The organism is Clostridium sp. CTA-5, from assembly GCF_054768135.1.
Window position 1 is genome coordinate 636,910 of the sequence record NZ_BAAAAT010000001.1, and the last position, 18,188, is coordinate 655,097.

19 protein-coding genes and 1 pseudogene are annotated in these 18,188 nt (G+C 25.9%); 15 read left to right on the forward strand and 5 right to left on the reverse strand.

Annotation, left to right across the window (positions count from 1 at the left end; translation table 11 throughout):
• Window positions 1-96 precede the first annotated feature (96 nt).
• The 5 genes from ACYUET_RS03000 to ACYUET_RS03020 all read left to right on the forward strand — a co-directional run bounded on the left by ACYUET_RS03000 (window position 97) and on the right by ACYUET_RS03020 (window position 4,430).
• Window positions 97-984 (forward strand): ParM/StbA family protein, encoded by an 888-nt coding sequence (locus ACYUET_RS03000; RefSeq protein ID WP_460277760.1) that lies wholly within the window; start codon window positions 97-99, stop codon window positions 982-984.
• On the forward strand, window positions 969-1,160 hold the full coding sequence (locus ACYUET_RS03005) for a circadian clock-controlled protein (RefSeq protein WP_460277761.1): 192 nt from the start codon (window positions 969-971) through the stop codon (window positions 1,158-1,160). The genes ACYUET_RS03000 and ACYUET_RS03005 overlap by 16 nt, the downstream gene beginning before the upstream one ends.
• Window positions 1,161-1,510: 350 nt before the next feature.
• Complete coding sequence (locus ACYUET_RS03010) at window positions 1,511-1,861, forward strand: hypothetical protein (RefSeq protein ID WP_460277762.1); 351 nt, start codon at window positions 1,511-1,513, stop codon at window positions 1,859-1,861.
• A 9-nt stretch (window positions 1,862-1,870) separates the two neighbouring features.
• A complete protein-coding gene (locus ACYUET_RS03015) occupies window positions 1,871-2,092 on the forward strand; it encodes a hypothetical protein (protein WP_460277763.1) in 222 nt (73 codons plus the stop codon).
• Window positions 2,085-4,430, forward strand: coding sequence for a hypothetical protein (locus ACYUET_RS03020; RefSeq protein WP_460277764.1), 2,346 nt, complete (start codon window positions 2,085-2,087; stop codon window positions 4,428-4,430). Before ACYUET_RS03015 ends, ACYUET_RS03020 begins: the two co-directional genes overlap by 8 nt.
• Window positions 4,431-4,474: 44 nt before the next feature.
• On the opposite strand, the gene ACYUET_RS03025 is transcribed toward ACYUET_RS03020, so the two are convergent.
• The 3 genes and pseudogenes from ACYUET_RS03025 to ACYUET_RS03035 all read right to left on the reverse strand — a co-directional run bounded on the left by ACYUET_RS03025 (window position 4,475) and on the right by ACYUET_RS03035 (window position 6,551).
• Complete coding sequence (locus tag ACYUET_RS03025; RefSeq protein ID WP_460277765.1) at window positions 4,475-4,756, reverse strand: helix-turn-helix domain-containing protein; 282 nt, start codon at window positions 4,754-4,756, stop codon at window positions 4,475-4,477.
• A 23-nt stretch (window positions 4,757-4,779) separates the two neighbouring features.
• A pseudogene (locus tag ACYUET_RS03030) lies at window positions 4,780-5,565 on the reverse strand (FAD-dependent oxidoreductase); the annotation flags it as partial.
• Window positions 5,562-6,551 (reverse strand): sulfide/dihydroorotate dehydrogenase-like FAD/NAD-binding protein, encoded by a 990-nt coding sequence (locus ACYUET_RS03035; RefSeq protein WP_460277766.1) that lies wholly within the window; start codon window positions 6,549-6,551, stop codon window positions 5,562-5,564. The pseudogene ACYUET_RS03030 and the gene ACYUET_RS03035, both read right to left, overlap by 4 nt.
• A gap of 188 nt (window positions 6,552-6,739) precedes the next feature.
• Between ACYUET_RS03035 and yaaA the strand changes: the two genes are divergently transcribed.
• The 4 genes from yaaA to ACYUET_RS03055 all read left to right on the forward strand — a co-directional run bounded on the left by yaaA (window position 6,740) and on the right by ACYUET_RS03055 (window position 11,654).
• The gene (gene yaaA, locus ACYUET_RS03040; RefSeq protein ID WP_460277767.1) at window positions 6,740-7,519 is read left to right on the forward strand and encodes a peroxide stress protein YaaA; all 780 of its coding nucleotides are present in this window, start codon (window positions 6,740-6,742) and stop codon (window positions 7,517-7,519) included.
• A gap of 427 nt (window positions 7,520-7,946) precedes the next feature.
• The gene (locus tag ACYUET_RS03045) at window positions 7,947-9,008 is read left to right on the forward strand and encodes a sugar diacid recognition domain-containing protein (RefSeq protein ID WP_460277768.1); all 1,062 of its coding nucleotides are present in this window, start codon (window positions 7,947-7,949) and stop codon (window positions 9,006-9,008) included.
• A 169-nt stretch (window positions 9,009-9,177) separates the two neighbouring features.
• Complete coding sequence (locus ACYUET_RS03050; RefSeq protein ID WP_460277769.1) at window positions 9,178-10,434, forward strand: GntP family permease; 1,257 nt, start codon at window positions 9,178-9,180, stop codon at window positions 10,432-10,434.
• Window positions 10,435-10,523: 89 nt separating this feature from the next.
• On the forward strand, window positions 10,524-11,654 hold the full coding sequence (locus tag ACYUET_RS03055) for a glycerate kinase family protein (RefSeq protein WP_460277770.1): 1,131 nt from the start codon (window positions 10,524-10,526) through the stop codon (window positions 11,652-11,654).
• A gap of 95 nt (window positions 11,655-11,749) precedes the next feature.
• On the opposite strand, the gene ACYUET_RS03060 is transcribed toward ACYUET_RS03055, so the two are convergent.
• A complete protein-coding gene (locus tag ACYUET_RS03060; protein WP_460277771.1) occupies window positions 11,750-12,157 on the reverse strand; it encodes a secondary thiamine-phosphate synthase enzyme YjbQ in 408 nt (135 codons plus the stop codon).
• A gap of 608 nt (window positions 12,158-12,765) precedes the next feature.
• Here ACYUET_RS03060 and ACYUET_RS03065 point away from each other — a divergent pair.
• Together ACYUET_RS03065 and ACYUET_RS03070 are read left to right on the forward strand one after the other, a co-directional pair.
• Complete coding sequence (locus tag ACYUET_RS03065) at window positions 12,766-13,482, forward strand: DNA alkylation repair protein (RefSeq protein WP_460277772.1); 717 nt, start codon at window positions 12,766-12,768, stop codon at window positions 13,480-13,482.
• Window positions 13,483-13,721: 239 nt separating this feature from the next.
• Window positions 13,722-14,309, forward strand: a complete 588-nt coding sequence (locus ACYUET_RS03070) for a sugar O-acetyltransferase (protein WP_460278233.1) — start codon at window positions 13,722-13,724, stop codon at window positions 14,307-14,309.
• 109 nt (window positions 14,310-14,418) lie between these two features.
• Here the strand turns inward: ACYUET_RS03070 and ACYUET_RS03075 are convergent, their stop codons facing one another.
• A complete protein-coding gene (locus tag ACYUET_RS03075; protein WP_460277773.1) occupies window positions 14,419-14,961 on the reverse strand; it encodes a DUF6512 family protein in 543 nt (180 codons plus the stop codon).
• A 295-nt stretch (window positions 14,962-15,256) separates the two neighbouring features.
• Here ACYUET_RS03075 and ACYUET_RS03080 point away from each other — a divergent pair, with 295 nt between their 5' ends.
• Genes ACYUET_RS03080 through ACYUET_RS03095 form a run of 4 tightly spaced genes read left to right on the forward strand, consistent with a single transcriptional unit; the run spans window position 15,257 to window position 18,115 of the window.
• Window positions 15,257-15,820 (forward strand): hypothetical protein, encoded by a 564-nt coding sequence (locus ACYUET_RS03080; RefSeq protein ID WP_460277774.1) that lies wholly within the window; start codon window positions 15,257-15,259, stop codon window positions 15,818-15,820.
• Complete coding sequence (locus ACYUET_RS03085; RefSeq protein WP_460277775.1) at window positions 15,807-16,205, forward strand: GntR family transcriptional regulator; 399 nt, start codon at window positions 15,807-15,809, stop codon at window positions 16,203-16,205. Before ACYUET_RS03080 ends, ACYUET_RS03085 begins: the two co-directional genes overlap by 14 nt.
• Window positions 16,189-17,085 (forward strand): ABC transporter ATP-binding protein, encoded by an 897-nt coding sequence (locus ACYUET_RS03090; RefSeq protein WP_460277776.1) that lies wholly within the window; start codon window positions 16,189-16,191, stop codon window positions 17,083-17,085. Before ACYUET_RS03085 ends, ACYUET_RS03090 begins: the two co-directional genes overlap by 17 nt.
• Window positions 17,066-18,115 carry a hypothetical protein gene (locus ACYUET_RS03095; RefSeq protein WP_460277777.1) on the forward strand — a complete coding sequence of 350 codons (1,050 nt, stop codon included), beginning with the start codon at window positions 17,066-17,068 and terminating at the stop codon, window positions 18,113-18,115. The genes ACYUET_RS03090 and ACYUET_RS03095 overlap by 20 nt, the downstream gene beginning before the upstream one ends.
• Window positions 18,116-18,188: the final 73 nt, after the last annotated feature.

Consider the following 18,188-nt stretch of genomic DNA (forward strand, 5'->3'; position numbering starts at 1 on the left):
TTTTCTTAAAATACAAAAATATTTTTTAAAATTAAGAAACTTTCTTACAAATGGAGCATATAGTATAGCATAGTAAGAAATAAGGAGTTAAAAAATATGCTACTAGGAATAGATTTGGGCAATTTTGGAGTAAATACATCTGAAAATGACTTCTTTTATAGTAGAATTTCAGATATTAGTAACTTTTCGGAGGAAAATAAAATTAATTATGAAGGCACTGACTTATATATAGGAGATGGGGAGTTTTCTACAGATTGGAATAAGAGTCAAAAGGAAAATACTTTGCCATTGCTTTTTTCAGCACTTGCTAGAAGCTCAAATGAAAATTTCTTTCAAATTGTTTTAGGATTACCAATACAGCAGTATAAAACTAACAAAGATGAATTTAAAAAGTACATTGAAGATAATAGAGGGAAGACAATAATATATAAAGGCATAAAAAGAGAAATTATTATATCAGATGTTCTTATAGCTCCAGAAGGTGCTGCAGCTTATTATAATTTGAGTATTGAACAGAAAAAGATAATAGGTAATAAACCTTTAATAATTGTTGATATTGGAGGAAGGACTACTGATGTGTGCTTATTTGAAAATAAAAAGATAAGGTTTGTTAAAACAATACCTGTAGGAATGTTAAATGTGTATAAGGATATTATAGATAATGTTAATACAACTTATACAGAAGATTATAAGTTAGAAGATGGTGAATTGATATTAAGAGAAGGCTTATTTCTTAGAGGAAAACAACAAGATATTACTTTTATAAAACCTATATTACAAAGACATTTTAATAGTATATATAAAGATTTACAATTAAATTTTAATACTTCTAAAGGGTATGTATTACTAACTGGTGGAGGAGGTATTACATTTAAGCAAGCATTTAAAAATAGATTAGAAAATTTAATTATTAGTAATGATCCTGTTTTTGATAATGCAAAAGGCTTTAAAAGATTGGGGGAATCAATATGGCAAGAAAAATAAGTGTAAGCTTTAAAGAGACTTCAAAAGATTTAAAATTGTACAATTATCTTAATTCTTTAGATGATAAATCAGCAGATATTAAAGAGTTATTGAGAAAGGCTTTAAAGGATGTAAAGATAGATGATGATGAAATAAAAGAAAATGTTGATGAAGATGTTAATATATTAGATTTTTAGGAAGTATGAAGATAATGAGTGTAAAAAATCTCTTGTATAAACAAGAGATTAGCATTGAGACCACAATAATAGTAAATAGCCAGCTATAATCCATGCCATAAAAATGACCTTCTTTCATGTGTTTTATTATAAGTATGTTCATAAAAATAAGTTTTATACATGAAGAGTATAATTAGGCTATTTAACTATCGCAACGCTTTGCTATAGTGTATGCATTACATTTTTAAAATAGAACTATTTAGGAGTAAATATATGATATTTTTATTAAAATTAATAATTGGAATTCTTATTGGGTGTCTTTTAGGCCGTAAAGATATAGAAAAAATAATAAATAATTTTAAGGAGTAATTATGGAGATTATAGGGTTTTATTATAATGAAAACAATAAGAACAAAGTTAACGAAATACAAATAGATGTAGATAAAGTATTGATGCAAACCACAATAACCTTAATAATGTTTAATGGTATGAGTATAGTTGCTTATGCTGGAACAATAACAGAAAGTGTACAACCTATTATAGATATATTTAAAGAACTAGCAGAACCAGTAAGTTATGGATTTATGATTAAAGGCTTTTTAAGCATAATGGCAGGAAGTGAACATGAAGGAAAAAAGACAATTAAATATGCTATTGGGGGATACATGGGTATACAATGGATTCCTAAAATATTTCAAATTATTAAATCAATTAATTTTTAGAGGTGCTGTATGGATTGGTTAATTAATAAAATAGGAGATTTTGCAGGTTGGATAACTAAAAGTGGATTAAGAGGAATAGGAAATTTAGGTGTAGAATGTACTGGACTATTTATAATAGTTGGGATTATGGGTTTATATATTACAATGTCTGGAAATAAAAAGTTGGGAACTAAAATAACTTCTAGTGATATAATGATATATTTATTGTTAAAGGTATTATCTAATGTTTAATTTAGGAGAAAATATAATTACTGATTCTATAAAAACATTCAGAATTATTCCAGATTATGATATTAGCAATTTAGATAATAAATCTTTAGTAGATGTATTTACTAATATTTATAAAACACCTAAAGAAAGATTTAATATTAAAAACTTAACTTATTCATTACCAAAACAAATATATTTTGATATTGTATTTAAAAGAAAGCAAGCTTATTTTTACTTATCATGCACTAATGATTATTCAAGCCTTATAGAAAATAAAATGAATACTATTTGGAATAAAGCTGATATACGGGAAGTTAAAACAATAGGAAAATTTAAAAAAGAATATACAGAATGTTGTGAGCTTATACTTAAAGATTATAATTTTAAAAGTTTGTCTACAAACAAAAATGATTTATATCCATTAACTAATATGATGGGAATATTAAAAATGCTAGGAGAAAATGAACAGGTAAGAGTTAATATTGCTATTGAACCTATGAAAAGAATTGATTGGATAGCAGCTGCACAAGATGAATATAAACTTTATAATAAAGGTAAAATAGCTGACAATGAAATGACTAGTACAGAAAAGATAGCTAAATTGGGATTTATTGGAGTTGAAGCTTTAATAAACTTATATATAGATTATAAATTACTAATATTTGAGAGTATGTTAGGTTTAGTTGTACCTGAAAAAGAAGAATTAAGCAAAACGATTAATTTAAAAATAGATAGTATAGAAGCTATTAAGAAATATAATAAGTATGAAGGACTAAATTCTGATAGTATATATAAATTAACTTCTACAGCTTTTAAAACTAAAATATCTATTTTGTCTCAATCAAGAGATTCTAATAAAGCAAAGTTGAACATGTTATCAGTAGCAAATTCATATAAAGATTTAAATAGTGATAATAGCTTGGTACCTAAATTATTAAGTCAAAATGAGCAATCTAAATTATTCAAAGAAGTAATGAATGGATATAAAATACCCTCTAAAAATCTAATATTAAGTGATAAAGAAGTATGTAAGCTAATTGAATTACCTCAAAAAGATTTGCAAAGGGAGTATAAAATTAAAAGTATTGATACAAGAGAAGTTGATATACCTAAAGAATTACAAAATGGACTTGTAAGAATAGGTGTAGCAGAAAAACAAGGTAGAATTATAGATACCACATGGAGTACTGATAAAAATATAATGGCACTAGCAAAAATATTCATAGGCTGCCAAAATGCAGGAAAGACTACTGCTATAAAAAGAACGGTTAAAGAATGCCATAAGGCAGGATATAGTAATGTGGTAATTGATTATATAGAAAATTGTGATACAGCAAGAGAAATTATGGAGAATGTACCTGAAAAAGATAGAATAATTTTAGAACTAGGTAAAAAAGATTATGTACCAGCTATGGCTTATAATGAAGTCAGTAAATTAATAAAAGAAGATATGGATTCTTGGGATAGAATTAATTTAGCTAATCTTATTTCAGAACAGGTAGAGTATTTAATAAATGCTATTACAGATACAACCACAGGAGAGTTAACAGCTCCAATGTTAAGATATTTACATGCAGCAAGTATGATAACTTTTATAAAACCCGGTGCAAAAATAAATGATGTGTTTATAGTTCTTAGAAGATGGGATAAAAGAAATGAAGCAATAAGATATGCTAAATATAGTGGATGTTTTGAGAAAGATGATGATATATTCTTTGATTTAGAAGAGTTACATGAAAGAGATAAAGAAGGTAAAATAATAGGGACTAGAGAACATTTAATAAGTGGAATTCTTAACAGAATAGCTTTACTACAAAAGAATCCTTATATTAAAAGAATGTTAACTGCTGAAATAGATATGGAAGAAGATTTTACAAAATTTATAGAAGAGGGCAAAAGTATTTTTATATTAATTCCTCAAACTAAATTTCCTAATGTTACTATAAGAGATATCTTAACAACATTTTTTATATCTAGGTTATGGCTTACAGTTGAACTTAGAGAAAATAATAAAGATGCTAGGTTGTGTAATGTAATTTTTGATGAAGTACATCAAGTACCTACAACAGCAAGGTTTTTAAGTAATCATATAACAGAGTTTAGAAGGCATAGATTGGGATTAATAATAAGTTGTCATTTCCTTAAACAATTAAAAGACTTATTAGGCTCATTAAAAAGTAGTGGAGCTAGTTATATACTTATAGCAGGAACAGAGAAAGAAAATTTAGAGTATTTAAAACAAGAAATAGAACCTTTTACAGTAGAAGATGGACTTAAATTAAAACCATATACAAGTTTGAATATTATTAATTATGGAAACCAATATGCAAAATTTATAACTAGATTACCAGAAAAATAAGACCAGGAGTTATTATCCTGGTCCTTTTTGGTAGCTCCATCTTTTTATTTAAAATAATTTTTATTTAAGTTGTAAATATTAATAATGTCATTTAATATAGAATCAGAAGGAATTCTATGTCCATTTTCAAAGTTAGCTATGGTGGTAAGAGCTTTATTTATAGATTTACCAAATTGTAATTGAGTTAGTCCGTTATTAAGTCTTAATAGTTTTATCTTATCACCTATAGTTTGTGCTTGTAATATTGGATATAATGAACTGTTTAAGTTATATGTATACTTTTTGAATAATTCTTTAAATATTGCATTTTTGAATATACTGGACATGCAAGTTGCATTTTGGGACAACCTGCATGTCCAGTATCCAACAATACCACATTTTCAGCAAACTCTTTTAATGCATATTGCTGACAAACTTTAGTACTAAGTTTACCATAATTAACGTCTTCTTTAGGAATTTGTAAAACTACAACACCATCCTTATCTAATTTATTTTTAATTTCTTCTGATAGACTTTCTTTAGCAAGTTTACAAGAACCTGAAAATGCACCAAGTACATCATCATCTCTTTCACCTTGAATATCAGAAACACCACATCTTTCACTAATACTTATTCTAGGGCCAAAAGCAGGACATCTTAAGACACACATTGAGCATCCATTACCATAACGCAAACAATTTCCCATTGGTCCAGTTGTACCAGTAGTTTCAATAAATACATCTCCATCAATGTACGTATCATCACTTAAATATACACCATGAAGTTTATTACCATCAAATTTAACATCATTAACTCTACTTTCAGTTAATATTTTTATTCCTAATGATTCTAAATATCTTCTAACCTCTCCTTCAATAATATTTACATTATATAAAGTAGCATGCTTATGACCTGGAAATTCTATATTAGTATGAGTTGCTACTTTATCTGAAATTTTTATTAAATCACCACCACCTAAAGCAATAAGTTCTTCGGAAGCTGTATATCTTCCGTTGTTTCTCATTATTCCTCCAACATTCCCCAATCCAAGTAAAAGATCAGTTTTTTCAATTACAACAACTTCTGCTCCAGCTTTTCGGCTACTGATTGCTGCGGCGCACCCAGACCAACCTCCGCCAATAATAACAACCTTCATATAAATCTTCTCCCTTCAAATATACTTCTTGGATCAGACTGCTCTTTGCAGAATCTTTTTACTCTATGACCAGAAAATCTTGCAGTACAGGCGCCACAAACGCCTTCTCCACAACACATTTTAAAATTATTGCAACAAGATAATAAAACATCTGCTCTATTTAATTTATCTAGGTATTCTATAACGTTATAAGTTAAAATATCAGCACCAGCTATATGAATAAATTTAACCCCTTCCTTCAATGCATCTTTAATAATCACCTTACAATAATCTGATAATTTTCCAGCTTCTAATAAATTATAATCTTTAGATTTTATTGAATATTCTTCCAAAAGATTACTAGCAAAATTATCTTTAAATGGAGTTCTATCAATCACCACATTAACATCATTTTCTTGTGCAATTAATTTCCTTATTACAGGCATCATTGGAGCTACGCCTATTCCTCTTGCAAGTACTAATGATTTACCTCCTTTTTGAGCAAGTATATTTTTAATTCCAAATACACCATTCCAATAAGGTCCCCTAATCACTATGTTATCTTCTTCCTTAATATTTAAAATATTTTTAGTTTTTACACCTCTAATCTCTATTAATATTGTTATTATATTAGTCTCTATATTCGATTCCATAATGGAAATTGGAATATCAAAATAAGCATTTTCGTTTGTTCTAACAAATATATAACTACCAGGCTTAACTAAATCTAAAGCTAATTTATGAGGAGCTTCAAATTTAATCATAACAACTTCTTTATTAAAATTAGTTATTTCTTTAACGGCACAAGTATAACTTTTTCTGCCTTCTTTTGCCTTATTACCATTGTTAAATAATTCCTGATATATGCAAACCCCCTTCCAATTTAAGCAATCACAAAAACATTCTCCTTGTAACTGCGAACATAATAAACATTCTCCTGATTCAGCAAGCTTACATGGACAATATTCAGTTCCAGCATCGATGCAATCTATTGCTTCTTTTATCATTCTATCTCCTTCTGATAAAATTGCTCCTCAATAATAATTTATAATTTTGAAATTATTTTGATACAAATAATGTATGACAAAATTCTCTTATTTAGACTTAATAATTAAGAATGATAAACCTATATATATAGAAAATTATTATTAAATAATATATAATGTTAAATAAATATATTATATGGAGGGAAAGTATGTTAGTAATAATTTCTCCAGCTAAAACTCTGGATTTTAATAAAATAAATAAGAATTTACCAATAACAAAACCTGAATTTTTAAGAGAAGCTAAGATTTTAGTAAATGAATTGAAAAACTATGATTTATTTTCGCTATCAAAACTTATGAAAATAAGTGATAAATTAGCTACTTTAAATAAAGATAGATTTGAAAAATGGACTGATTCTTTAGAAAATTCAAGACAATGTTTAATTGCATTTAAAGGAGATGTATATAATGGTATAGATGTTGGAAGTTTTAATGAAGAAGATTTTTTTTATACAAATGAACATTTGAGAATATTATCTGGACTTTATGGAGTTCTAAATCCATTTGATGGGATAAATCCATATAGATTAGAAATGGGAATTAAACTTAAATTTAATAAATATAGAAACTTATACGACTATTGGGATAATAAATTAATAAAGAGAATAATAAAAGACATAGAAAAAACAGAAAATAATATATTAGTTAACCTTGCTTCTTATGAGTACTTTAAATCAATAGAAGATATAAAAAAATTAAATCCTACTATAAAAATAGTAACACCTATATTTAAAGAATATAAAAATGGTGAATATAAAATAATATCTATAAAAGCCAAAAGAGCAAGAGGTCTTATGACTGCATTTATAATGAAAAATAAAATTAATAATATAGATAATATTAAAAAATTTGATTTAGAGGGATATGAATTTAATGAAATTCTTTCAAATAATGAAGAGATAATTTTTACAAGGCATAATGAAAAATAATTAAATTCTAAAAATCAGGAAGTAAAAAATCTTCCTGATTTTTTATTATAATATGGAATAATATAAAAGAAGTTAATATTAATAACAAATAAAGTTCATACTAAATATTAATAAAATTAGTATGAAGACAATTATAGTGATAATTTATATAATAAAGAGTATAATATCAATAAATCAAAACTAGAATAATATATAATAAGCACTTATTTTAAAAATAAGTAGGTACTATAATTATTGAAATTATTATGTATAAGTTCCAATGAAGTTTATCTATTAATTAACAAGCATAGTGAAGAACTTATATAGAAAATTTAGTATATATATATGATTCTAATTGGATAGTACTAATACAGACATCTATTTTTTATAAAAATTATAGATGTGTTAACTTAATTAGAATATATACTATATGTTTTAAGGAGGATATATGTTAAGTAAAAAGTTAGCTCAAAATATAGTTGATAAGATGATGGAAGTTATACCATATAACGTAAATATAATGAATAACAAAGGGAGAATTATTGGAAGTGGAGATTCATCTAGGATAGGGAGCATACATGAGGGTGCTGTAGATGCTTTAGATACAAAAGAAACAGTTGAAATTTTTGAAAATCATCAATATACAAAGCCTGGAGTTAATATTCCTATATTTTTCAGAAATGAAGCTGTTGGAGTTATAGGAATAACTGGTTTACCAGAGATAGTTAGACCATTTGGACAACTTGTTAGCATTACAGCAGAACTTTTAATAAGTCAAGAATATTCAATAAATGAACATATTATAAAACAAAAATTAATAGAAGAATTTATATATGAATGGATAAATAATAAAGATTATAGTGAAGAATTTATTCAAAGAGGAAACTCTTTAGGAATTGATGTTGAGAATGAAAGAACAGTAGCTGTAATTCATCATGAAGATAAACAAGAAAAAAAAGTTAAATCTTTGATTAAAAAATTTTTAAAAGATGGTGAATATAGTATTCATATATCATCAAATAGAATTGCCTTAATATTATTTTATAATAATTATACAATTAACAGAATTAATAGTTTTAAAGAACAAGCAGAAAAATTATATATTAAAATAGGAGTTGGAAGATTTAATAAAACTATTATGTACTCTTTAATGGATGCTGTAAATTCTATTAATATAGGGAGTAAACTATATAATGAAAAAATAATATATGATTATAAAACTATAAAATTTTTTCACGAGGTAAATTCTTTATTAAATAGATATGATGGTGATAATATTATTAAAAAAATTTCAGATGAGGGAAATGACAAGGAACTTTTACAAACCTTTTTAACATATATGGAGATGAATGGTGAAAAAATCAAAGTTTCAGATGCTATACATATACATAGAAATACATTAAATTATAGATTAAATAAAATTGAAGAGTTAACTAATTTAAGATTTGATAATTATTTAGAATTATATCAATTAATAACAGCTTATATAAGATATAAATTAAATTCTTAGATATAAATATAAAGACTTTAAAATGATTTTTGTGCATTTGAACAATAATTTAGGTGTGAAATTCGTTTACAACATGATGAATTTATATCCTATATCATATAAAATAGTAAACGTTGTTAATGACAGTAAACGTATTAATTAGAAAACACATGATAGGGAGGATATAAATATGGAAGTTACAGTTACAGCATTAGGTGCCATAATTGCATTAACTATCGCAATTATATTAATTATTAAAAAAGTTCATCCAGCATATGGTTTAATACTTGGTGCTTTAATAGGTGGTCTTATAGGTGGTGCAGGCTTAACAGGCACTGTAAATTTAATGATGGCTGGAGCAAAAAATATGATGCCAGCAATATTAAGAATACTTACGGCAGGAGTTTTAGCAGGAGTTCTTATAAAATCAGGTGCAGCCGCTAAAATTGCAGAAACTATTGTAAGTAAAATTGGTGAATCTAAAGCATTGATAGCTTTAACTATAGCAACTATGGTTTTAACTATGGTAGGTGTATTTATTGATGTTGCAGTAATAACAGTTGCACCAATAGGTTTAGCTATAGCAAGTAGAGCAAAATTAAGTAAAACAGCAATTCTTATAGCAATGATAGGTGGAGGAAAAGCCGGTAATATAATGTCACCTAATCCAAATACTATTGCAGTATCTGATAATTTAGGAGTTTCATTAACTAATGTTATGATGGCAGGAATAATACCAGCTATATTTGGAGTTATTATTACTTGTATAATTGCAAAAAAATTAAAAGGTAAAGGAAGCTTTGTAAAAGAAGAAGAATTAACTCAAGAAGTAGAAGAAAAACCTAATTTTCTACCAGCAATTATTGGACCATTAGTTGCAATAATATTACTTATGTTAAGACCTATAGCAGGAATAGCGATAGATCCATTAATAGCACTTCCAGTTGGAGGAATATGTGGAGCATTAGCTATGGGAAAAGTTAAAAATATTAGTGAATATGCTACATTTGGTCTTGGAAAAATGAGTGGTGTTGCAATACTTTTAATTGGAACAGGAACACTTGCAGGAATAATATCAAATTCAGGATTAAAAGATGTAATAATTCAAGGAATTAATACACTAGGATTACCAAGCTTTGCTTTAGCACCAGTATCAGGAGTACTTATGGCTGCAGCAACAGCATCTACAACTTCAGGTTCAGCAGTTGCTAGTTCAGTTTTTGGAGCAACAGCTATAGAGCTTGGAATATCATCTCTAGCAACAGCAGCTATGATGCATGCAGGAGCAACTGTGTTAGACAGTTTACCACACGGAAGTTTCTTCCATGCAACTGGTGGTAGTATAAATATGGAGATGAAAGAAAGATTAAAGCTTATTCCTTATGAAGCCTTAGTTGGATTTACAATGACAATAGTGTCAACAATAGTATTTGGAATAATACTTTAATATATTCAAAGAAGAATTAATAAAAATCCCATTTAAATAATAGATAAGAATAAATGAAAAATTTTAGAATAGTAGAAGGAGTTAATGACATGAAGTTTGTGTTGGCACCAGATTCATTTAAGGAAAGTATGACATCTAAAGAGGTATGTGAAGCTATGGAAAGGGCTATTAAAAGGCTTATTCCAACTGCTGAGTGTATAAAAGTACCTATGGCCGATGGTGGAGAAGGAACAGTTGAAGCTTTAGTGGAATCAACAAATGGTAAGATATATAATTTAGAAGTTACAGGGCCTTTAGGTAATAAGGTTAAATCATATTTTGGTATTTTAGGAAATGGTACTACTGCGGTTATCGAAATGGCAACGGCTAGTGGAATACAATTAATTAAAAGAGAAGAAAGAAACCCATTAATAACTACAACTTATGGTACAGGAGAACTTATAAAAGCGGCTTTAGACAAAGGTGTTAAGCACATTCTTATAGGAATTGGGGGAAGTGCTACTAATGATGGTGGTGCTGGTATGATTCAAGCTTTAGGTGGAAGACTTTTAGACAAGAATGGAAAAGAAATTTCATTTGGTGGTGGAGCTTTAAAAAATATAGAAACTATAGATTTATCAAATTTAGATAATAGATTAAAAGATGTAACTATAGAAGTAGCTTGTGATGTAACAAATCCATTAGTAGGAGAAAAAGGTGCATCAGCTATCTTTGGACCACAAAAGGGTGCAACACCAGAAATGGTTAAAAAATTAGATGATAATTTAGTTCATTATGCAAATATAATAAAAAAATGTTTAGGAAAAGATATTGCACATGTTGAGGGTGCAGGGGCAGCAGGCGGACTTGGTGCAGCATTACTAGCATTTTTAAACGGTGAATTAAAAAGAGGAATTGATATTGTTATAGAACATACTAATTTATCTGAAAAAGTTAAAGGTGCAGATTATCTATTTACTGGGGAAGGAAGTATAGATGATCAAACTATATTTGGAAAAACTCCAATAGGGGTTGCTAAAGTAGCTAAAAAAGAAAATTTAAAAGTTATAGCCTTTGCCGGGCGAGTGGGCAAAGGGGTAGAAATTTTATATCCAGAAGGAATTGATGGAATATTTTGCATTTTAAATAAAGTAACTACATTAGATGAAGCTTTAGAATTTGGAGAATATAACTTAGAAAAATGTGTAGAAAATGTAGTTAGAGTAATTAATTTAAAATAAATGTATTTAAATATTTAAAAAGCAACTTAAATTTTATAGAAAAATTATAAACTATGAAGAATCCAGCACTTGAGATCATGCCAAGTGCTGGATTTTTATCCTTCAAGTATTTTTACATAAAAGTGTCTATTTTTAGGTCCATCAAATTCACAAAAATATATGCATTGCCATTGACCTAATATTAAATTTCCATCATTAAGAATGAATGAATGAGAAGCTCCCATAATAGAAGATTTTATATGAGAATGTGAATTTCCTTCAAAATGCCTATAATTCATATCATAAGTAGGAAAATTTGTTTCAAATCTATATATTAAATCGATAACGACATCAGGATCTGCATTTTCATTTATAGTAATTCCAGCTGTAGTATGGGGACAATAAACTAATACAATTCCATTTTTTATATTGCTAGACTCAATATCATTTTTTATGTAGGGAGTTATATCTACAAGTGTTTGTCTAAGATTTATTGATAAAGAATGAGTAAAAAAATTGCCCATAAAGAAACCTCCAATTAAAATTTTATGTATCCATATAAAAAAATTATATATATCAACAACAAAGATGAATTATTTTGTAAATAATATATATTATAGCATAAATTTACGAAAAAGAATATTTTATGACATAATTTAACAAAGAATAATTAAAGATATATTATTTGGTTTAAAATTATATTAATTTAAGCATATTTATATATTTTAGATGAATATTTTAATATAATTTAAAATTAATAAGGAAAGGCTATCATTTATTAATAGTAGTCATAATTTTTTAACTACATAAATAAGCATAGCTAATTACTAAATAGTTCGATAAAAATAGATTTATGTACATATTTTTGACAATTTATGATTTAATTATAAAAATTATTTAATTATTTTTAATAAATATCATTAAAGGAATTACATTTTAATATATAGAAATATATAATTTGTTAAGAATTTAGTAAGTGATTATTAGATTTAATTGAAATAGATTTAAGAAATAATTAGTTTAATATTTTATATAGGAGACAAGAGTATTAGTTCTAAGAATAATTTGATAAAATATAAATTATAGAACTATTATAGTATAAATATAGAAAAGTTAGGGAGAAAAATTGAAAATGGACATAATATGTGAAGTATGGACAAAAGATAAATATAATGAATTTATTTCTTATTTAAATGAACAAAGTGATAAAAAATATGCAGAATTTCATTCTAAACTAATAAAAGGTTCTTCAAAATTATTAGGAATAAGAGTACCTATTTTAAGAAAAATAGCTAAAGAAATAAGTAAGGGAAATTATAAAGAATTTTTAAAGTTTTGTGGGTCAGAATATTATGAAGAGGTAATGCTCGAAGGATTGGTAATAGGAGAAATAAAGGTTGACTATAATGAGTTTATAAATTTTGTAGATAATTTCATATGCAAAATAGATAATTGGGCAATTTGCGATAGTTTTTGTGGTGGGTTAAAGTTAGTAAAAAAATATAAAAAAGAATTTTGGATTCATTTAGATGAATATTTAAGTTCTGAAAATCCATGGAAGAAAAGAGTGGCTATTGTTATTATGCTTGGAAAATATTTAGATGAAGAATACTTAGAAAAGGTCTTAGAGCGTTGTAATAATATTAATAGTAATCACTATTATGTAAAAATGGGGATAGCCTGGTTAGTAGCAACTGCATATTGTAAATTCCCCCAAATAACTTATAATTATCTTTTAGAATGTTCTTTAGATGATTGGACATATAACAAAGCTATTCAAAAAGCCTGTGAATCATATAGAATAGAAAAAAGTCAAAAAGAAGATTTAAGAAAGATGAAAAGAAAATAAAAATTATATAAAATATTAATACTATGTTAAAACTTATATAAATTTTTAAAGATACATAATATTGAGTATGCTTGTCTGAATATTGTTTTTTAAAGGATTTCGAATATATATAAGGTGTTTTGCAGTTTGAATAGTTTACTTTTAGTAAAGTATAATTATTACCAGATATACTTATAAAAGTAAAATAAAATTATACTATGGATAATTTAGAGTGACTTAAGAATTAGGAGGGCAAAATGATGAATTTAAGAGAAAAAATGTGTTCTGGTAAGATGTATAATGACTATTCAGATGAATTAATTGAAGCAAGGAAAAGAGCAGTATTCTTAACTAATAAGTATAATCAAAGTTTTGGAAAACCAGAGGAAGAGAGAATAGAAATTTTAGATGAACTTTTAGAAAAACACGGAAAAAATACTCATTTTGAACCAGATTTTAGATGTGAGTTTGGTTTTAATATTACAGTAGGAGATAACTTTTTTGCAAATTTTGATTGCATTATTTTAGATTGTGCAAAAGTAACTATTGGAGACAATGTATTATTTGGACCAAGAGTTGGGATTTATTTAGCTAATCATGCATCGATAGCTGAAGAACGTAATGCGGGTGCTTGTTATGCAAAACCAGTAACTATAGGAAATAATGTTTGGGTTGGTGCTGGAGTTCATATAAATCAAGGTGTAACAATAGGTGATAACACTATAATTGGTTCTGGAAGTGTTGTTACTAAAGACATTCCAGCTAATGTTATTGCAGTTGGTAATCCATGTAAAGTATTAAGAGAGATTACAGAAGCGGATAGAACTGATTATTTAGAAACTTTATAAGCTATTAAAAATAGTGTTAGTACTATAATATGAAAAATTTAGTACTCTTTTTATATATTAAGTAAAGGGGCTATCTCAAAACATTTAAAGTTTTGAGATAGCTTTTTTATTAAATACCATATTTACCAGTGTTAGAATCTTTGAATATTGGGTATTTTGGAGGAATAAAAGTAAATACAGTAAATATAAATGCTAGGGCTAATAAGATAAATAATGATATAGAAAACATTCTATTAGATGAATTGATATTTTCATAGATATAAATGGATATTAGTTGAGAAAATGTTATTGATAAAAAAAATGAAAAAATATCCCATACAACTGAATGAATATTAAATCCTCCAGTACCAATATAATAAAAGCTAAGAATAAAGAATATAGCAGCTAAAATTGAAATTGTTAATGAAATTATATAGGTTTCTAAATTAAATTTATTAAATTTATTAAGTATACAACATTGAATTATTCCCCAGATAAGTATAGGATAAAATGCTAATTTTAAATGTTCCCACACACTTTCATTTACTGGAGAAATTATTCCTATCAAAGTCATATTTCCACTTAAAGCATAAATGAAATGAAATAAACAACCTAATAAGAATATAAAAGGTATACCAATAATAATCCAATTATTAAAATCAATGTTTTCCATAATTAATACTCCTTAAATATAATATCAAGATATTATATAGAATATTATGGAAAATTATTACTAGAATACTTTTTCATATAGAATATTATATTTTATTAAGTGAGTCTTCAATAACTAAAAATAATGATTTATTTTATTATTTAAAATAAAAAAATAGATATTATTTTACTTAAATTATATAATATATGGTGTTAAGAAAAGATTAAGGAATTGCTAATGTTTTAATAAGTAATGATGGTTTATAATGGAAGTGTACTATATGAAGTAATACACTTAATACAAGGAGGTAATTAGTATGAGAAAATCAACGTTAATAGTTGCTTTAGGAGTATTTATTGTTATAACAGGGCTACTTTGTATTAGTTCTGAAAATAAAGTATATCAAAAAGAAAAGTATTTTAATAATCTGACAGAAGTACTTCAGCAATTAGAAAATAATAAGCTTATAGTTTTTGATCAAAAAGGAGAAGAACAAGAAAGTAAACAATTTAGTGAATGCCTTTCTTTAAGAAAAAGAATTGCAGGTTCACAAATGAATTATGGAAGTATGAGTAATATAAAATTGCAGGAACTAACAGAAAAACAAAAAAAATCTATAGAGGACAATTATAAAAACTATATAAAAAATATTAAAAACTATGGAGAAAAAAAGAATATTGAGGCAGTTAGATTTACAGCAGATATTACACGTCCTAGATATAGTTATAAATCAGATATAGAACATTCAGATGTAGAATCTAAAGTAATAGATATGGTTTTTGTAGATGAAGGTGAAGGAACTGTAATAGATTATTTTATAGAATCTTCAATAGATGAAGATAACAATATAGAAGAGGGAAAGCATAATGTTAAGGGTTGATCCAAGGAGTAGTACTCCTATTTATGAACAAGTAGAACTTAGAATTAAAGAACTTATTTTAAAAGGGGCTTTGAAACAAGGAGAAAAATTACCTTCTGTAAGAGAATTATCGTCAATGTTAACTATAAATCCTAATACTATTAGTAAGGCTTATGGAGAACTTGAAAGGGATGGAATTATAGAAACATTAAGAGGAAAAGGTACATTTGTAACACAAAATTTTAAGGGAATCATAGATGAAAAAAGAATTACACATATAACAGAACAATTAAAAAATATAATTTTAGAAGCTAGTTATGTATCAGTAAGTAAAGATGAATTTATTTCTATAGTTGAAAAAATATTTAATGAACTAGGGGTGAAAAAAAGTGATTCAAGTAAATAATTTATCTTTTATAATAGATGAAAAAGAAATTTTAAAAGACGTAAACTTGCAAATAAAAGAGGGGAAAATATTTGGAATAATAGGTCCTAATGGTGTTGGTAAAACTACATTGCTTAGATGTCTTAGTGGAATCTATAAACCTACTAATGGACAAGTTATTTATGATGGAGAGTGTGTTCATGATAATCCTAATATAAAAGAAAGGATAGGGTTTGTATCAGATGAAAATATATTCTTTTATAGTTTTAAGGTAAGTGAACTTTTAAAATATTATAAATATTCATATAAAAATTTTGATAGAGATAGATTTGATGAATTAAATGAGATATTTAAAATACCATTAAATAAATTTATATTTCAATTATCTAAAGGAATGAAAATGAGACTATCATTAATGATTGCTTTTTCTATTAAAGCAAAGTATTTAATTTTAGATGAACCAACATCAGGTCTTGATGCAATAATAAAAAATAAACTTTTAAAAATATTTGTTGACGAGGTTGCAAAACACAATATAACTATAATAATAAGTTCTCATCATTTAGGAGAACTAGAGAGAATATGTGATGAAGTAGCTATTTTAGATGATGGAAAGGTATCATATGAAAATTCTATTGATGATATGAAAAAGAAAATTAAGAAAATACAAGTAGCATTTGATAAACCAACTTATGAAGAAGATTTAAATTTAAAGGGTATATTTAAAATTTCTAAGGTAGGAAGAGTATTTACGATTATAACTGATGATTTTGGAGAAGAATTTTTAGAAGCTTTAAATAAATTTAATCCTTTATTTATAGAAGAAATAGATTTGAGTTTAGAAGATATCTTTATTTACAAGGTGGATAAGGAGGATAATAATGAAAAAATATTTAAATAAGGCATTGCTTTATTATTGGTTTAATTCTACAAGAACAATGTTACTATTAGGAATGTTATTATGGGGATGTTTTGCAAATGGAATATTAAACAGCTTATATTATCATGCTATGAATAATTTATCAGGGTTAAATGGTAATAATTTTTGCACTGCTGGATTAGAACAATATTTTATTTTAGGAATAATCTTTTTAGGAATTTATTTTATGGCATCAGGAATAAATAAACGAAATACTAATATGTTTTTATCAAGTGGACCATATACAAAACAACAAATAAAATATAATGAATTAATTTGTTTTTTCATTACTTTAGGAATTTTTGTTCTAACATATATTTATATAGGAATAACATTTTATATTAGAAATAAAGAAAGATTAAGTATTTTAAACGGATATTCAACAATTTTAACTGTTGAGGTCATAAAGATCATTATATTTGGAATAATTGGAATACTATTTATGCTTATTATAGATTCACTGTTTTCAAATAACACAATAAGCGTAATATTTATGATGGTGTTTCCAATTTCTTTTATATGTTGTATATTACAACGAATAGATAGATATGTATTTATGTGGATTAACAATGTAGTACAAAAAGAATTTATTCCAAAAGATATACGAAATTCAAAGTTCCATGCTTTAATTGATGGCTGGGTTGATGTTAGCGAAATTAGAATGAGAAATGTGTTTATAGGAGCATGTATATTGTTGATAGTTGTAGGGATTTTACTTGTTATATTAAATATATGTCAAAGAAAGAATTCATTAGAAACTAATATTAAGTTTTTTGCATCTAAGTGGAGTGAAAAAGTAATAACAGTCTATTTAGCAGTAGTATCAGGTATCATTATAAATGGATTAATATTTAAAGATTATAGAGATAATCTTTATTATTATGGAGAACCTATTAAATTAGAAATAAAAAAATTCATTACGATATTAGGAACAGATATAGTGATATCTGCTGTATTAGGAATAATATCTTATATTATAATAAAAAAACTATTGAAAAAATTCTCATATTAATTTCAAACTGACTCCTAAATCTAAGTATATTTTATTTAAAAAATTTAAAGAACACAAAATATAAATTTTGAAT

Excerpts from the sequence above, each read along its gene's own strand:
- ACYUET_RS03000 (WP_460277760.1), top strand. The coding sequence starts at position 97 with ATGCTACTAGGAATAGATTTGGGCAATTTTGGAGTAAATACATCTGAA.
- ACYUET_RS03005 (WP_460277761.1), top strand. The coding sequence starts at position 969 with ATGGCAAGAAAAATAAGTGTAAGCTTTAAAGAGACTTCAAAAGATTTA.
- ACYUET_RS03010 (WP_460277762.1), top strand. The coding sequence starts at position 1,511 with ATGGAGATTATAGGGTTTTATTATAATGAAAACAATAAGAACAAAGTT.
- ACYUET_RS03015 (WP_460277763.1), top strand. The coding sequence starts at position 1,871 with ATGGATTGGTTAATTAATAAAATAGGAGATTTTGCAGGTTGGATAACT.
- ACYUET_RS03020 (WP_460277764.1), top strand. The coding sequence starts at position 2,085 with ATGTTTAATTTAGGAGAAAATATAATTACTGATTCTATAAAAACATTC.
- ACYUET_RS03025 (WP_460277765.1), bottom strand. The coding sequence starts at position 4,756 with ATGTCCAGTATATTCAAAAATGCAATATTTAAAGAATTATTCAAAAAG.
- ACYUET_RS03035 (WP_460277766.1), bottom strand. The coding sequence starts at position 6,551 with ATGATAAAAGAAGCAATAGATTGCATCGATGCTGGAACTGAATATTGT.
- yaaA (WP_460277767.1), top strand. The coding sequence starts at position 6,740 with ATGTTAGTAATAATTTCTCCAGCTAAAACTCTGGATTTTAATAAAATA.
- ACYUET_RS03045 (WP_460277768.1), top strand. The coding sequence starts at position 7,947 with ATGTTAAGTAAAAAGTTAGCTCAAAATATAGTTGATAAGATGATGGAA.
- ACYUET_RS03050 (WP_460277769.1), top strand. The coding sequence starts at position 9,178 with ATGGAAGTTACAGTTACAGCATTAGGTGCCATAATTGCATTAACTATC.
- ACYUET_RS03055 (WP_460277770.1), top strand. The coding sequence starts at position 10,524 with ATGAAGTTTGTGTTGGCACCAGATTCATTTAAGGAAAGTATGACATCT.
- ACYUET_RS03060 (WP_460277771.1), bottom strand. The coding sequence starts at position 12,157 with ATGGGCAATTTTTTTACTCATTCTTTATCAATAAATCTTAGACAAACA.
- ACYUET_RS03065 (WP_460277772.1), top strand. The coding sequence starts at position 12,766 with ATGGACATAATATGTGAAGTATGGACAAAAGATAAATATAATGAATTT.
- ACYUET_RS03070 (WP_460278233.1), top strand. The coding sequence starts at position 13,722 with ATGAATTTAAGAGAAAAAATGTGTTCTGGTAAGATGTATAATGACTAT.
- ACYUET_RS03075 (WP_460277773.1), bottom strand. The coding sequence starts at position 14,961 with ATGGAAAACATTGATTTTAATAATTGGATTATTATTGGTATACCTTTT.
- ACYUET_RS03080 (WP_460277774.1), top strand. The coding sequence starts at position 15,257 with ATGAGAAAATCAACGTTAATAGTTGCTTTAGGAGTATTTATTGTTATA.
- ACYUET_RS03085 (WP_460277775.1), top strand. The coding sequence starts at position 15,807 with ATGTTAAGGGTTGATCCAAGGAGTAGTACTCCTATTTATGAACAAGTA.
- ACYUET_RS03095 (WP_460277777.1), top strand. The coding sequence starts at position 17,066 with ATGAAAAAATATTTAAATAAGGCATTGCTTTATTATTGGTTTAATTCT.